Source organism: Vibrio sp. TRT 2004 (assembly GCF_050113735.1).
Classification (GTDB): Bacteria; Pseudomonadota; Gammaproteobacteria; order Enterobacterales; family Vibrionaceae; genus Vibrio.
Genome location: NZ_JBNJOH010000002.1, coordinates 42,319 through 56,818 on the forward strand (window position 1 = coordinate 42,319; position 14,500 = coordinate 56,818).

The following is a 14,500-nucleotide window of genomic DNA, read 5'->3' on the forward strand; positions in this document are numbered from 1 at the left end:
ACATTGCCTATAACTGGTAACACGGGTTAAGTTCGTTCAACGATTAATAACAATGCATTAATGGAAAGAGTGTCTTCAGCCGACACATAGGAGTAAACATGATTGACGTAGTTGATCTGTCGCGATTGCAATTTGCACTGACAGCGATGTATCACTTCCTCTTCGTACCACTGACTCTAGGTATGGCCTTCCTATTAGCCATCATGGAATCTCTGTACGTAATGACGGACAAGCAAATCTACAAGGACATGACAAAGTTCTGGGGTAAGCTTTTCGGTATTAACTTCGCTCTAGGCGTGGCTACCGGCCTAACCATGGAGTTCCAGTTTGGTACCAACTGGTCTTACTATTCACATTACGTAGGTGATATTTTCGGTGCACCTTTGGCGATCGAAGCACTAGTAGCCTTTTTCCTAGAATCGACATTTGTTGGTCTGTTCTTTTTTGGCTGGGATCGCTTATCAAAACGTCAACACTTAGCCGTAACTTGGCTTGTAGCCCTTGGGTCTAACTTCTCAGCACTTTGGATTCTCGTGGCAAACGGCTGGATGCAAAACCCAGTTGGCGCAGAATTTAACTTCGAAACCATGCGTATGGAGATGGTGAGCTTTGCTGAGGTTGTTCTAAACCCAGTTGCTCAGGTTAAATTCGTTCATACGGTTGCTTCTGGTTACACGACTGGCGCAATGTTTATTCTAGGCATCAGCTCATACTACCTATTAAAAGGTCGTGACATCGCGTTCGCTCGTCGTTCATTTGCTATCGCTGCCTCTTTCGGTATGGCTGCGATCCTATCCGTTATCGTCCTAGGTGATGAATCTGGTTACGAGCTTGGTGAAGTTCAGAAAGTGAAACTTGCTGCAGTAGAAGCAGAGTGGCACACAGAACCTGCTCCAGCAGCATTCACTCTGTTTGGTCTGCCAAATCAAGAGACAATGCACACCGATTACGCCATTAAGATCCCTTACGTGATGGGTATCATTGCGACTCGTTCATTCGACGAGCAAGTGACTGGTCTACGTGATTTACGTGACCAGCACGTTGAGCGTATCCGAACGGGTATGTACGCATACGAGTTGCTAGAGAAACTGCGTGCTGGCGACAAAACTCCAGAAAACATGGCAGCGTTTGATGAAGTGAAAGGTGACCTTGGTTACGGTCTACTTCTGAAACGTTACACCGACGAAGTTGTTGATGCGACAGAAGAACAAATCCAAGCGGCAGCGGATGATTCTATCCCTAAAGTTTGGCCACTATTCTGGTCATTCCGCATCATGGTCGCGTGTGGCTTCATCATGCTGTTCGTATTCGGCGCGGCGTTTATTCAAACATGTCGTCAGAAGATCGAACAAAAGCCTTGGATTCTTAAAGCGGCACTATTTAGCATCCCACTACCTTGGATTGCTGTAGAAGCAGGGTGGTTCGTTGCCGAGTACGGTCGTCAGCCATGGGCAGTGGGTGAAATCTTACCGACCCACGTAGCCTCTTCTGCGCTCACTGTTGCGGAACTATGGACGTCACTGTTCGCCATTCTGGCGCTCTACACGGTGTTCCTCATCGCTGAAGTTTACCTAATGGTTAAGTTCGCGCGTAAAGGGCCGAGCAGCCTGAAAACAGGCCGCTACCACTTTGAACAAAACGCTAGCTCTGTTGAAGACAAAGTCGGCCGTTCAGTCGAAGTTTAAGTGAGGGATGATTAAATGTTTGATTACGAAATCTTACGCCTTATCTGGTGGATCCTAATTGGTGTCCTAATGGTAGGTTTCGCTGTGACCGATGGTTTTGATATGGGTGTTGCTGCGCTTTCACCTGTTATTGGTAAAAGCGACACTGAGCGTCGTATTATGCTCAACACGATTGCCCCTCACTGGGATGGCAACCAAGTTTGGCTAATCACTGCTGGTGGTGCGCTATTTGCGGCGTGGCCATTAGTGTACGCAACGTCGTTCTCTGGTTTCTACCTAGCAATGTATGTAACTCTGGCTGCGCTTTGGTTACGTCCACTTGCTCTTGATTACCGTTCAAAGATCGAAGAACCAAAATGGCGTAAAGCTTGGGACTACGCACTTTGCTTTAGCGGTACCGTACCACCAATCATCTTTGGTGTGGCATTTGGTAACCTGCTACAGGGTGTACCATTTGAGCTGAACGATCTGCTAATGTCTCAGTACAAAGGGACTTTCTTCGCGCTACTTAACCCATTCGCTCTGCTCTGTGGTGTGTTAAGCCTGATGCTATTTGTCCTGCAAGGTGCAACATGGCTACAGATGAAAACCACTGAAGCGTTACATGAGCGTGCACGTAACGTTGCTCAAATCGCAGGCCTTGTTGCGGTGGCACTATTTGTTGCTGGTGGCTTCTGGGTTCAAAACATCGAAGGTTACGTGTTAACGAGCACAATCGATACGTTTGCAGACTCTAACCCACTAAACAAAGAAGTGGCTCTACAAGCAGGTGCTTGGATGACCAACTTCGAAACTTACCCTGCAATGTGGATTGCGCCAATTCTTGGTGTATTCATGCCATTGCTCGCGGTAGTAGCATCTCGTTTTGAGCGTGGTGGTTTTGCTTTCCTATTCTCAAGCTTGTCTAACGCAGGTGTCATTCTTACTGCTGGTTTTGCAATGTTCCCATTTGTCATGCCTTCAAGTTTGGTACCAAACCACAGCTTAACCATGTGGGATTCAACGGCGAGTGAGCTCACTCTCGGTCTGATGACAGTGGTTGCGGCGGTAATGGTTCCTGTGATTCTTGGCTACACGACTTGGACTTACTACAAAATGTTCGGTCGTCTAGATAAGAAACATATCGAAGACAACGACGTTTCAGCTTACTAAGGAGCATTGACTATGTGGTATTTTGCATGGATTTTAGGTGTACTACTCGCGTGTGCATTCGGAATCATCAACGCTCTTTGGTTAGAGCACTCAGAAATGATGGACAAAGACAGTGAGTAATCTCGCTGCGCAGGTCGCTAAGTTACATGCACCTGTTGATAAGACTCTGTTTAGAGTCTTATCCCTAGTTCTGGGTTTCTATCATGTTGCTATGGTGATGTGGGATCCAGAACTCTATTCCGCCTCAATTGGTGGCTTTAATGCGATTATCTCTCCACTGATGATCTGGGCGATCTGCTCTAGCATGGTGTTTGGGGTAGGATTTAAACCACGCAATTGGTACTGGCAGCTTTTGTTCAGTCCATATTGCTCACTGACGATACTGATTTACTTAACGGTTATTCGGCTGTTGTAGTGAGGTGGGGTTAAACTCCATACATTTTGTATAAAAAAAGCGCGACTCCTTGAAGGGGTTGCGCTTTTTTTTGTTTCAAGCTTTGAAAACACTCAATTACCCTTGCACTGGTAGTGACGACTTGCGTTATAGTATCCCTTTAGCAAAAACCAAGTTGTGGACACAAACGTGCAGGATACCAACACAAAGTTTGAGTGGCCGGTGACGGTTTATTATGAAGATACCGATGCGGGAGGAGTGGTTTACCATTCTAACTATTTAAAGTTTTTCGAACGTGCTCGTACCGAGCTACTTCGCACAATTGGTGTATCGCAACAACTGTTATTGGAACAAAACCTCGGCTTTGTAGTCCGACACATGGACATCGATTTTTTACAAGGTGCTCGTCTTGACGATCACCTGACGGTAACAACTCAAATTGCTGACCTTAAAAAAGCATCCTTAACCTTCTGTCAGGAGATCGTTAATCCTGACGGTAAAACATTGTGTAAGGCAATGGTTAAGGTAGCATGTATCGATAATAAGAAAATGAGGCCAAAAGCTATGCCTCAATCAATAGTTATGGAGTTAACTAATAGTGACCGCTGATATCTCGATGCTTGACCTCTTCTTACAGGCCAGCCTGTTAGTAAAGATGGTTATGCTGATTTTGTTAGGTATGTCGATCGTCTCTTGGGCGATGATCATCAAGCATAGTAAAGTGCTTTCTCAGGCTTCTAAAGAAGCAGAAACGTTTGAAGACAAATTCTGGTCTGGTACTGATCTTTCGATCTTGTACCAGAACGCCAAGAAGCGTAAGGACGAACTGGGGGGGACAGAAGAGATTTTCTATTCTGGCTTTACCGAGTTTGCTCGTCTACGCAAATCCAATGCAGATTCTCCAGACTTTATTATGGAAGGAACAGGACGTGCAATGCGCGTGGCGGTTTCTCGCGAAGTGGATGAACTTGAGACTAATCTGCCGTTCCTTGCGACGGTAGGCTCAATCAGCCCGTATATCGGTCTTTTTGGTACGGTATGGGGTATCATGCATGCCTTTATCGCGCTAGGTGAAGTGAAGCAAGCCACGCTCGCTATGGTTGCTCCGGGTATCGCAGAAGCACTGGTTGCAACGGCAATGGGTCTATTTGCTGCTATTCCAGCAGTGATGGCGTACAACCGTCTAAGTAACAAAGTCGGTAAGTTAGAACATAATTACGCGACCTTCTCAGAAGAGTTCCACAGCATCCTACACCGTCAGGCTATGGCGGGCAGAGAATCGGGTAAGGAATAACTGCGATGGCTGGTTACCAACCCAAAAAGCGCAAAATGACTGCCGAAATTAACGTGGTGCCGTACATCGATGTGATGTTAGTACTGTTGATTATTTTTATGGTGACGTCACCTTTTGTTACCCAAGGCGTTGATGTTGAATTGCCAAAAACAGCAACAGCACAGCCCGCCTCCGAATTAGCGGGCGATAGTGATGCGAGTTTTATCATTGTCGAAATCGACAGAGAGGGTAACTTGGGCTTGAGCGTGAATGATGAAGAAGTCATGCGTGGTATTTCACTGCAAGATCTTATTGTCCGTGTAAAAGCGGAACTGTCGCTCAAACCCGATTCGCCTGTTGCCGTAGGTGGTGACGCTGCAACGCCATATGCTGACGTTGTTTTGGTACTGGATGAATTAAGCCGTGCTGGTATTCCTAAGGTTGGATTGCTAACGGACATAAAGGAATAGCTTTCGTTGTCCATGAAAGAAACTAAATCTAAACAGAACGACTACAAGAAGCCGATAGCGATATCGGCGGCTTTGCACGCACTCTTAATCGTCGCCTTGATCTGGGGGACTGATTTTACCATGTCGAAACCTGAGCCAACGGGCAATATGGTGCAGGCTGTGGTGATTGACCCAAGCCTTGTTAGGCAGCAAGCGCAGCAAATTCGTAGTCAGCGTGAAGAAGCGGCGAAAAAAGAGCAAGACCGTTTGGATAAGCTTCGTCGTGAAAGCGAGCAGTTAGAAAAGAACCGCAAAGCTGAAGAAGAGCGGATCCGTAAGCTAAAAGAGCAGCAAGCGAAAGAAGCGAAAGCCGCTCGTGAGGCTGAAAAACAACGTATTGCTAAAGAGAAAGAGCGCAAAGCGGAAGAGCAACGTGCGCGTGAAGAGAAGCAACGTGTCGCTAAGCTCGAAGAAGAGCGCAAAGCAAAAGAGCAAGCGATCAAAAAAGCGGAACAAGAACGATTAGCCAAAGAAGCGGCGATTGCTAAAGCTGAGCAAGAGCGAATCGAACGTGAAAAAGCGGCCAAAGCGGCTGAAGAGAAAGCACGTCGTGAGCGTGAAGCAGCGGAAAAAGCGGAACAAGATCGCATAGCCAAAGAAAAAGCAGCGAAAGAAGCCGCGGAGAAAGCTCGTCAAGAGAAAGAACGCTTAGAGCGAATTGAACGTGAGCGTAAAGAGCAAGAAGCGGCACTGAACGATATCTTTGCTGGCCTAGAGACGGAGGCTGAAGCCAATACTTCAGCTCGGTCAAGCCACGTTGCAAACGAAGCGCAGCGCTATGGGGCGATCTATACCCAACTTATTCAGCAAAATCTCCTACTGGAGGACAGCTTTAGGGGAAAGTCTTGTCGAGTTAACTTGCGTCTGATCCCTACTGGAGCAGACGCAATATTAGGTAATTTGTCGGTTTTAGGCGGAGACAGCCGTTTGTGCGCAGCTACGAAGCGCGCGGTGGCACAGGTGAACAGTTTCCCGCTGCCTAAAGCCCCTGACATTATCGAAAAAGTTAAGAATATCAATTTAACCGTAGTACCTGAGTAATAAGGAAAAGCTTGTGTTAAAGCGACTAGTATTAGGATGTATGCTCACTGTGATGAGTGCGTTTCAAGTAGCCAATGCGGCACTGGAACTTGTGATTACAGATGGTATCGATTCGGCTCGTCCAATCGCTATTGTGCCGTTTAAATGGGAAGGCAGTACTAAGTTGCCTGAAGATGTCTCTGCGGTGATCGCATCGGATCTTCAACGCAGTGGTAAATTTAGCCCAGTGGCGACCAGCAAAATGCCACAAACACCCTACAGCGATGCCGAAGTAGACTTTAATGCTTGGACTGGTTTAGGCGTGGATGCTTTAGTTACCGGCTCAATCTCGCAAGATGCCAAAGGCGACTATGTGATTAACTACCAACTTGTTGATGTGGTTCGTGGTCAACTAACTCAAGGTCAAAGCAAGGCGCTTAGCGATGATGGTCAGTTGGTACTATCGAAAGATCATGTACTATTTAACAAGCGAGCGACGGTACCGGGTAAACGCATGAGAGAGTACGCTCACCGTATCTCTGATCTGGTTTATGAGGCACTTACTGGTGAGAAGGGCGCATTCCTGACTCGTATCGCCTATGTGGTGGTGAATGATAAAGATCAGTTCCCGTACCAGTTACGTGTTTCTGACTACGATGGTTACAACGAGCGCCTTGTGCTTCGTTCTAAACAACCTTTGATGTCACCAGCATGGTCACCAGATGGTAAAAAACTGGCTTATGTTAGCTTCCAAAATGGCCAAGCTGAAATCTTCATCATGAACATCTACACAGGTGAGCGTGAGAAAGTTACGTCATACCCTCGTCACAATGGTGCGCCAAGATTCTCTCCGGACGGTTCTCAGCTCGCACTCGTGTTGTCGAAAACAGGCAGCTTGCAGGTTTACACGCTAGACCTGAATACTCGTAAATTGACTCAAATTACCAGCGGTCGAGCGAACAATACTGAACCGTTTTGGCATCCAGATGGTAAATCTCTCATCTTTACTTCGGATCGGGGTGGAAAACCTCAGATTTATCAAGTAGATTTGGCAAGCGGATCAACCAAACGTATTACATGGCAAGGGAGCCAGAATCTAGGTGGTCAAATTACCCCTGATGGTCGCTTCCTGGTAATGGTCAATCGTAGCAACACCGGTTTCAACCTAGCTAAGCTAGATCTTGAAACGGGCGCTATGCAGACGTTGACCAAAACGTTGCTAGATGAGTCTCCAAGCATCGCGCCAAATGGCGGTATGGTGATTTACAGCTCTATCTACAACAAAACCAATGTTCTTTCTATGGTGTCTATTGATGGACGCTTTAAAGCAAGGTTACCGGCAACAAATGGTCGAGTTCGTGCTCCAGCATGGTCACCGTTTTTGTAGCAAGTAAGTATCAATAATAAAGGAAACTATAACAATGCAACTAAACAAAGTTCTTAAAGGGCTTCTAATTGCGCTACCAGTTCTAGCGGTTACAGCATGTAGCTCAAGTGACGATGCGGCAAATGCTTCTGGTTCTACTGAGACAAACCAAACTCAAACTGTAGACAACACAGTTGTTTCACCAATCGACCAAAACGGCCTATTGTCTGAGCAAGAGCTAAAAGAGCAAGCACTACGCGAAACTCAAACTATCTACTTTGCTTTCGACAACGCAACTATCGCTAGTGATTATGAAGAAATGCTAGCAGCACACGCAGCATACCTAAGCAAAAACCCAGCTCTAAAAGTCACTATCGAAGGTCATGCGGATGAGCGTGGTACTCCTGAGTACAACATCGCACTAGGTGAGCGTCGTGCTAACGCAGTTGCTAAATACCTAGAAGCTCTTGGTGTTCAAGCTGACCAAATCTCTATCGTAAGCTACGGTGAAGAGAAACCACTTCTTCTAGGTCAATCAGAAGATGTATACGCTAAGAACCGCCGTGCAGTTCTAGTGTACTAATTGAGGAAAACCTCATGTTCAGTAACCTTAAGCGCATTGTTACGCTAACGTTACTGGCAAGTGCAGCGAGTACTGTTCTCGCTGCACCAGCTCCAGTATCCGACCTAAGCGGTAGCAATTCCGCCACTTCTTCGTCTTCAGTTCGTAGCAACGAAACTGATGTTCAGCGCTTAGAGCGCCTATTGGAAAACCGCAATCGTGTTCAGTTGCAAATGCAGCAACAATTAGACGATATGGCTAATGAAATTAGCGATTTGCGTGGCCAGCTTGAAAAAAGTACCTATGACATGCAGCAGATGTTGCAGCGTCAGCGAGAGTTATTTATTGAACTCGATAAAGTACGAGCTCAAGCGGCAGCCCCAGTAGCTAAGACAGAACAGCCAGATTCAGCGGCTAACACTGGTGGTACATTTAGCTCTGATATCGATGAGCAAACAGCGTATCAAAACGCAGTAGACTTGATTCTTAAGAAACGAGACTATACGGGTGCGATTGCTGCTTTTCAGCAGTTCCAGAAAGACTATCCAGATTCGAGTTTCACGCCAAACTCTCACTATTGGCTTGGCCAACTTTACTTTGCTAAGAAGCAAGATAAAGACGCAGTGAAGAGCTTTGCTGCCGTGGTGACTTACAAAGATTCAAACAAGCGTGCGGATGCACTGGTTAAACTTGGTGAAATCGCCGAGCGGAACAACAATGCTGCGCAAGCGAAAAAGTACTTCCAACAAGTGGTTGACGAGTACCCGAACAGTGCTTCGGCTAAGCTAGCGAACACCCGCTTGAATTAATAAAAATTGCCATGAAAAGGAGCGCTCGTCGCTCCTTTTTTCTTTCCTGTCTATCTTATTACTAGGGAAACTGGAATAGACTCGCTTGTTGAGGTTACAATACGCGGATTACCGGAAGTTGCGTAGAGCAAGAGCAATGAGCCACATATTAGATACGATTGAAACAGTTTACCCTTTCCCTCCAAAGCCAGTACCGCTGACATCTGAACAAAAACAAGCGCATGTTGAAAACATCAAAGCGCTGCTTAAAGAAAAAGATGCGGTCCTAATTGCCCACTATTACACTGACCCTGAAATTCAGGCGTTAGCAGAAGAGACGGGTGGTTTTGTTGGCGACTCCCTCGAAATGGCTAAGTTTGGCAACCGCCACCCAGCGAGCACCCTAATCATCGCTGGTGTTCGCTTTATGGGTGAATCTGCCAAGATTCTTACGCCTGAAAAACGTATTTTGATGCCGACCTTAGAAGCCGAGTGTTCACTTGACCTTGGTTGTCCAGCGGATAAGTTTACTGAATTCTGTGATGCACACCCTGACCATACCGTTGTGGTTTACGCCAACACTTCGGCGGCGGTTAAAGCACGTGCTGATTGGGTTGTGACATCAAGTATCGCACTAGAGATTGTTGAGCACTTAGATTCTGAAGACAAGCCAATCATCTGGGGTCCAGACCGCCATTTAGGTTCTTACATCGCGAATAAAACTGGCGCAGACATGTTGCTTTGGCAAGGTGAGTGTGTGGTTCACGACGAGTTTTCCGCCGACGCTTTACGCAAGATGAAAGGTCTTTACCCAGAAGCCGCGATTTTGGTTCACCCTGAGTCTCCGGCAAGCGTTGTTGAACTCGCAGACGCAGTGGGTTCAACCAGTCAGCTAATCAAAGCGGCAAAAGAGTTGCCACAGCAGAAGATGATCGTTGCAACCGACAAAGGTATCTTCTTCAAGATGCAACAGTTGGTTCCTGAGAAAGAACTGATTGAAGCGCCAACAGCAGGGGCGGGCGCGACATGCCGCAGCTGTGCACATTGTCCTTGGATGGCGATGAATGGCCTGAAAGCGATCGAATCGGCGCTACGTGATGGCGGTAAAGAGCATGAAATCTTTGTTGACGAAGAAGTTCGTGTTAAGTCACTGATCCCATTGAACCGTATGCTCGACTTCGCTGAGCAACTGAATATGCAAGTGAAAGGCAACGCGTAAACGTAGAGTGTTGTCACAGATATAAAAACCAGCTTTCGTGGCTGGTTTTTTTATACTTGTGCTTGGGTTTAAATAACCATTCGTGAGTTAGAGGTAAGGAGCACCATGTCTCTTTGGTTAACGTTTAAAAAATGGTTGAATTCCAACCTGTTTAATCTGAGCAATCGCAACCTTGCGCTCTTGGTTGTTGCCTATATTGTTGTTTCTTGGGCGCTACTTAGCCTGAGTGGTGAGCATGCACTCACTTCAGAACCTTCGACCTTTATCTATTTTTTGATGGTGACGGCATCGACGGTGGGTTATGGCGACCATTCACCACAAACCTCGCTCGGTAAGTGGATTGTCGCATTGCTTGTTATTCCGGGTGGATTAACCCTGTTTGCGGCTTTAATTGGACGCTTAGCAGGCGGCGCCGTGGATTACTGGCGTGCAGGTGTATTAGGAAAACGGAGAGTTGGTGTGGAAAATCATATATTGCTTTTAGGATGGAATGGACAACGCACTATTCACCTGATTCGAATGCTGCAACATGAAGAAGAGGGAAAGCGCCCGATTGTGTTGTGTAGTCGTTCGGATATTGAAAACCCACTTCCTGGTGAAATTGGATTCGTCAAAGTGACCAGTTACACCGACACACAAGAGATGGAAAAGGCCGCAATTGATAAGGCTGGCTGTATTGTGGTTGATAATTTGGAAGACGATATTACTCTTTCGGCCGCTCTCTACAGCGCTAATGTCAATCCTAGTGCGCATTTACTCGCCTATTTTAAAGATGAGGCGTTGAGCCGACTGCTAAACCAGCACTGCCCGAATGCTGAGTGTATTCCAGCTGTAGGGGCAGAGATGCTTGCAAAGGCAGCGGTTGACCCAGGTTCGAGTGCGCTTCATCAAGAGCTGTTAGCGTCGACTCGAGGTATGACGCAATATTCCACCGTCTATCCGCAATCTATGTCACCGATTAAGGTCGAACTGGCCTTCGACTATATGAAGCGCCACTTTCACTCAACCTTGATTGCTTTAGATGTAGGAAAAGGAATAGAACTCAATCCGGATCTGGAGCGTGAGATTGTCGCCGGAGCCAAGATTTTTTATATCGCCGACGAGCGAATAGAGAATTTTGAATGGGAAAAACTCAGCTAGTATCAATGGCCGTTCGGCTTTGCGAGCGGCCATTTTCAATAGTGTTACTCTTGTTCAGCCAGCATTGAGCCGCGCATAGCCAGTCCGCACAGCATGGTTGGAATTGCGTTGAAGATCTCTTCAAACTGTTCTAGACCTTCAATCCCTTGCTCAGACAATGTAGCGATTGAGGTCTCTGGATCGTAAAGCATACTTAGCGATAACAGCACGCCGCCAAGTAAGGCGTTGTCTTCGCTGTCTTCTGGCATAATGGTTTCCCAATCATCACGAGAAAGCTGCCAGCCTTGCAATACGCCTTCACAAAAGTCGCGAGTGGCTTCAGTGACGATATCTTCTTCATCTAGTGCGCAGCCTTCTGGCCACTGCCACTGGTTCGACAGTAGAGCAGGGCGGTATGCATTCCATAACGCTATAATCTGCTCAACATAGCTCTCGAGCTGCTCGCCATCACTAAAAGGCGCGACTTCTTCACCACCCCATAGGAAAGGTAGCCATTCATGGGGAGTAAGGATATGAGGTGCGGCTGCCATGGCAGTAATAAAACCATGGGTCTTCGCTTCGTTGATGAGCTTACCTTCAAGCTCTGGTAATGCGAGCAGTTGTTGTAGAGTCAATTTAGACACCCTATTAAAATCAGGACATGTGATATGGCAATGGTAACAGCCCAGACTTGGGAGAAAAAGGTTGCTGTCACGATATATTCGCTATAATTTTTTATAAACAGTCAAAATTCAAAGATTTATGGATATACGTTCATCACTGAAACGGAAGAGCATCGTCGCCCTAGCGGTTTACCTCGCTATGGTGATCACCTTAATTGGTACCATTAGCTATTTGGTGGTAGAGCCTCCTACGCGTGAACAACTAGAAATGAATCTCGATTTGCGAACTCAGCTCATCTCGTCGCAGATTGGGGAGCCAATTAACAGCTCTCTGGGGATCTTGCAGGGAATTGTGAGTTTGGGCAGCAACCCTGATGCTCAAGAACATCAGGCCGCTATGCTATATAACCTCTTCTCTCTGATTGATGGCGTTACCGTTAGCGGCGGTTTGTGGCCAGTGCCGCCCTCCATTGATCAGGATACGGGGCTTAAAAGCCTTTTCTTTAACCGAGCTAATGATGGGCAGGTGGATCGGATTTTGTCGTGGGATAACCCTGAATCCGGTGGATACGATCAGGAATCGTGGTACGTTTCTGTCGTCGAAAAACCGATCGGTACCGTTTCTTGGTCCCCGGTTTATATTGACCCTTTTACCCATGTTCAGATGATTACCGCTTCTTCGCCTTACTACGTCAATGGTGTCTTTACTGGCGTGGCGACGGTAGATATCTCACTAGAAACACTCGTTGAATTTGTTCGCTTACATGCTGAGGAGTATGACTTAGGGGTTATCCTGAGGGACGGCTACGGTGACGTGATCATGGAATATAACTTTCAGTTGGCAGATGGTATCTATATTAGCCAGCATCAGTTCGGGGATTTCAACTGGAGCGTCGATGTGGTCAACGCCAAACGCTTAGTGGACGAACAGGTTTATGATGTAGTGTCTAAGGTTGAAGCCGCGATCGTACCGATCATGCTTGTTTGTGTCATGCTAGGTTACTTCCTTATCAACCGTTTTCTCATTACGCCAATCAGTGTCATCGCCCGCAGTGTTGATATGTCTAAAGAGGGCGGTAGCATCGACATCCGCTACAACAGCAATGATGAGATTAAGTATTTGATCGATTCGTTCAACCAAAAAACGATCTACTTAGAAGCAGAAAAAATCAAGGCTCAAGCCTCTACAAAAGCGAAAAGTGCTTTCCTTGCGACTCTGTCTCATGAGATTCGAACCCCAATGAATGGGGTGCTGGGCACCGCGCAGATCTTACAGAAGACAGAACTCAACCAAGAGCAGCGCAAACACCTAAAAACACTCTATGAGTCAGGGGAGCACATGATGACCTTGCTGAATGAGATCCTCGATTTTTCTAAAGTAGAGCAAGGGCACCTTGAGCTTGAGTACCATCCATTCCCGTTGGAATCGATCATCGGCAGCGTAAACAGCGTTTACTACACCTTGTGTGCAGAGAAGGGGCTGCAATTTAAAGTCTATTCTGAAGTTCCGACAACGCGTTGGTATAAAGGTGACAAAGCTCGTTTGCGGCAGATTTTATTCAACCTGCTCAACAATGCAGTTAAGTTTACCTCACGAGGCTACGTTGAAGTCTATTTCAAAGAAGAACAGCGCAACGCTCGAAATTACCTACTGATCCGAGTGAGAGATACCGGCATAGGCATTAAGAAAGATGCCCAGCAGAAAGTATTTAAGCCGTTTGAACAGGCAGAATCTTCCACCACTAGGCGCTTTGGTGGTACAGGGCTTGGTCTAGCGATCGTAAAACAGCTATGTGAACTTATGGAGGGGGAAGTGCGGCTTACCAGTGAGTTGGGGATTGGTTCGAGCTTTGAAGTTTCACTCTGTATTGAGCAGTGCCAGCCAGTGTTCTCTGAGTTGATTGAGCATCGCAAGCTGGATTACAACGGCTTAAAAGTGCTGATTGTTGAAGATAATCGAACCAATGCAATTATCCTGAATACCTTTATGACCAACAAAGGGTTTACTTGTGAGTGTGTAGAGAATGGTGAACTGGCGGTACATGCTATTGCAACAGGAAGCTATGACTTGGTGCTTATGGATAACCATATGCCTGTCATGGATGGCGTAGAAGCAACTTCGGCAATCAGAAGCCTAGCGGGCTCTCAGAGTGAGATCTTAATCTTTGGATGTACGGCCGATGTGTTTAAAGACACGCGCGAACGAATGTTTGGCGCAGGGGTGAATTACATTGTTTCTAAACCGATAGACGAAACTGAGTTGGATGATGCCCTACTAAGCCACTCAGATAAGTTATATCAGTTCAAGTCAGAGCTATTCCGCTGCTCAAAGGAAAATACTGCACTCAAGCTTGAAGAGCCTTTGATGATGTTTTTCATGGCGATTGAAAATCAAGAACTCGCAGAGGCGCAGGAACGTTTAGGCTCAATAAAACAGCAGCTTGAAGGCATGGCTGTCCCTTTGCTTCAGGAGAATATCGATACCATTTCATCCTGTTTGGCCGCAGGAGAACTCCCCAATCAAGATGACTTAGATGTTCTTGCTGTACAAATGAAAGACTACTGTAATTAAATTACACCAAGTTGAGTGTTTTTTAATCTAGATTTCAATAGGTAGCGAATTTATCTAACTTTATCACCAAAAGTGGTTGTTTATTTACCACTTGAGTTTAACTTCAGCATCCAATTCTGAATAATTAGTGCTCTAATAGCGACATAAACCAGTACGTCTTCTGGTTGTGGTTGAAAGTTTTATTGTGTCGTTGTTTTTGTAGTAATTTATGTTGAGGT

15 protein-coding genes are annotated in these 14,500 nt (G+C 46.3%); 14 read left to right on the forward strand and 1 reads right to left on the reverse strand.

The window, feature by feature from the left end:
* Nucleotides 1–98 precede the first annotated feature (98 nt).
* From cydA to ACQEXR_RS01250, 13 genes are all read left to right on the forward strand, one after another.
* Nucleotides 99–1,685: a cytochrome ubiquinol oxidase subunit I gene (gene cydA / locus ACQEXR_RS01190; protein ID WP_331415995.1), complete on the forward strand. Its 1,587-nt coding sequence runs from the start codon at nucleotides 99–101 to the stop codon at nucleotides 1,683–1,685.
* A gap of 15 nt (nucleotides 1,686–1,700) precedes the next feature.
* On the forward strand, nucleotides 1,701–2,837 hold the full coding sequence (gene cydB, locus ACQEXR_RS01195; RefSeq protein WP_427019617.1) for a cytochrome d ubiquinol oxidase subunit II: 1,137 nt from the start codon (nucleotides 1,701–1,703) through the stop codon (nucleotides 2,835–2,837).
* 12 nt (nucleotides 2,838–2,849) lie between these two features.
* Nucleotides 2,850–2,957, forward strand: coding sequence for a cytochrome bd-I oxidase subunit CydX (gene cydX / locus ACQEXR_RS01200; protein WP_000270284.1), 108 nt, complete (start codon nucleotides 2,850–2,852; stop codon nucleotides 2,955–2,957).
* On the forward strand, nucleotides 2,950–3,252 hold the full coding sequence (gene ybgE, locus ACQEXR_RS01205) for a cyd operon protein YbgE (RefSeq protein WP_331415993.1): 303 nt from the start codon (nucleotides 2,950–2,952) through the stop codon (nucleotides 3,250–3,252). The genes cydX and ybgE overlap by 8 nt, the downstream gene beginning before the upstream one ends.
* A 168-nt stretch (nucleotides 3,253–3,420) precedes the next feature.
* Nucleotides 3,421–3,840 (forward strand): tol-pal system-associated acyl-CoA thioesterase, encoded by a 420-nt coding sequence (gene ybgC / locus ACQEXR_RS01210; protein WP_331415992.1) that lies wholly within the window; start codon nucleotides 3,421–3,423, stop codon nucleotides 3,838–3,840.
* Nucleotides 3,830–4,525: a protein TolQ gene (gene tolQ / locus ACQEXR_RS01215; RefSeq protein WP_427019618.1), complete on the forward strand. Its 696-nt coding sequence runs from the start codon at nucleotides 3,830–3,832 to the stop codon at nucleotides 4,523–4,525. Before ybgC ends, tolQ begins: the two co-directional genes overlap by 11 nt.
* A gap of 5 nt (nucleotides 4,526–4,530) precedes the next feature.
* Entirely contained in the window at nucleotides 4,531–4,974 is a 444-nt protein-coding gene (locus ACQEXR_RS01220; RefSeq protein ID WP_138972452.1) for an ExbD/TolR family protein, read from the forward strand.
* Nucleotides 4,975–4,986: 12 nt separating this feature from the next.
* Nucleotides 4,987–6,054: a cell envelope integrity protein TolA gene (gene tolA, locus ACQEXR_RS01225; RefSeq protein ID WP_427019672.1), complete on the forward strand. Its 1,068-nt coding sequence runs from the start codon at nucleotides 4,987–4,989 to the stop codon at nucleotides 6,052–6,054.
* A gap of 52 nt (nucleotides 6,055–6,106) precedes the next feature.
* On the forward strand, nucleotides 6,107–7,420 hold the full coding sequence (gene tolB / locus ACQEXR_RS01230; protein ID WP_426951262.1) for a Tol-Pal system beta propeller repeat protein TolB: 1,314 nt from the start codon (nucleotides 6,107–6,109) through the stop codon (nucleotides 7,418–7,420).
* Between the two features lie 34 nt (nucleotides 7,421–7,454).
* Nucleotides 7,455–7,982 (forward strand): peptidoglycan-associated lipoprotein Pal, encoded by a 528-nt coding sequence (gene pal, locus ACQEXR_RS01235; RefSeq protein WP_138972454.1) that lies wholly within the window; start codon nucleotides 7,455–7,457, stop codon nucleotides 7,980–7,982.
* Nucleotides 7,983–7,996: 14 nt separating this feature from the next.
* Nucleotides 7,997–8,770, forward strand: coding sequence for a tol-pal system protein YbgF (ybgF, locus tag ACQEXR_RS01240; RefSeq protein ID WP_427019619.1), 774 nt, complete (start codon nucleotides 7,997–7,999; stop codon nucleotides 8,768–8,770).
* A 136-nt stretch (nucleotides 8,771–8,906) separates the two neighbouring features.
* Complete coding sequence (gene nadA, locus ACQEXR_RS01245; protein WP_331415989.1) at nucleotides 8,907–9,968, forward strand: quinolinate synthase NadA; 1,062 nt, start codon at nucleotides 8,907–8,909, stop codon at nucleotides 9,966–9,968.
* Between the two features lie 105 nt (nucleotides 9,969–10,073).
* Complete coding sequence (locus ACQEXR_RS01250; RefSeq protein WP_427019620.1) at nucleotides 10,074–11,108, forward strand: potassium channel family protein; 1,035 nt, start codon at nucleotides 10,074–10,076, stop codon at nucleotides 11,106–11,108.
* 44 nt (nucleotides 11,109–11,152) lie between these two features.
* Here the strand turns inward: ACQEXR_RS01250 and ACQEXR_RS01255 are convergent, their stop codons facing one another.
* Nucleotides 11,153–11,722: a UPF0149 family protein gene (locus tag ACQEXR_RS01255; protein WP_331415987.1), complete on the reverse strand. Its 570-nt coding sequence runs from the start codon at nucleotides 11,720–11,722 to the stop codon at nucleotides 11,153–11,155.
* Nucleotides 11,723–11,849: 127 nt separating this feature from the next.
* Between ACQEXR_RS01255 and ACQEXR_RS01260 the strand changes: the two genes are divergently transcribed.
* Nucleotides 11,850–14,282, forward strand: coding sequence for an ATP-binding protein (locus ACQEXR_RS01260; RefSeq protein ID WP_427019621.1), 2,433 nt, complete (start codon nucleotides 11,850–11,852; stop codon nucleotides 14,280–14,282).
* Nucleotides 14,283–14,500: the final 218 nt, after the last annotated feature.

What these genes read in the sequence shown, in the direction of transcription:
- ACQEXR_RS01220 (WP_138972452.1), top strand. Translation starts at nt 4,531, where the DNA reads ATGGCTGGTTACCAACCCAAAAAGCGCAAAATGACTGCCGAAATTAAC.
- cydB (WP_427019617.1), top strand. Translation starts at nt 1,701, where the DNA reads ATGTTTGATTACGAAATCTTACGCCTTATCTGGTGGATCCTAATTGGT.
- tolA (WP_427019672.1), top strand. Translation starts at nt 4,987, where the DNA reads ATGAAAGAAACTAAATCTAAACAGAACGACTACAAGAAGCCGATAGCG.
- pal (WP_138972454.1), top strand. Translation starts at nt 7,455, where the DNA reads ATGCAACTAAACAAAGTTCTTAAAGGGCTTCTAATTGCGCTACCAGTT.
- ACQEXR_RS01250 (WP_427019620.1), top strand. Translation starts at nt 10,074, where the DNA reads ATGTCTCTTTGGTTAACGTTTAAAAAATGGTTGAATTCCAACCTGTTT.
- tolB (WP_426951262.1), top strand. Translation starts at nt 6,107, where the DNA reads ATGAGTGCGTTTCAAGTAGCCAATGCGGCACTGGAACTTGTGATTACA.
- cydA (WP_331415995.1), top strand. Translation starts at nt 99, where the DNA reads ATGATTGACGTAGTTGATCTGTCGCGATTGCAATTTGCACTGACAGCG.
- ACQEXR_RS01260 (WP_427019621.1), top strand. Translation starts at nt 11,850, where the DNA reads ATGGATATACGTTCATCACTGAAACGGAAGAGCATCGTCGCCCTAGCG.
- ybgF (WP_427019619.1), top strand. Translation starts at nt 7,997, where the DNA reads ATGTTCAGTAACCTTAAGCGCATTGTTACGCTAACGTTACTGGCAAGT.
- nadA (WP_331415989.1), top strand. Translation starts at nt 8,907, where the DNA reads ATGAGCCACATATTAGATACGATTGAAACAGTTTACCCTTTCCCTCCA.
- cydX (WP_000270284.1), top strand. Translation starts at nt 2,850, where the DNA reads ATGTGGTATTTTGCATGGATTTTAGGTGTACTACTCGCGTGTGCATTC.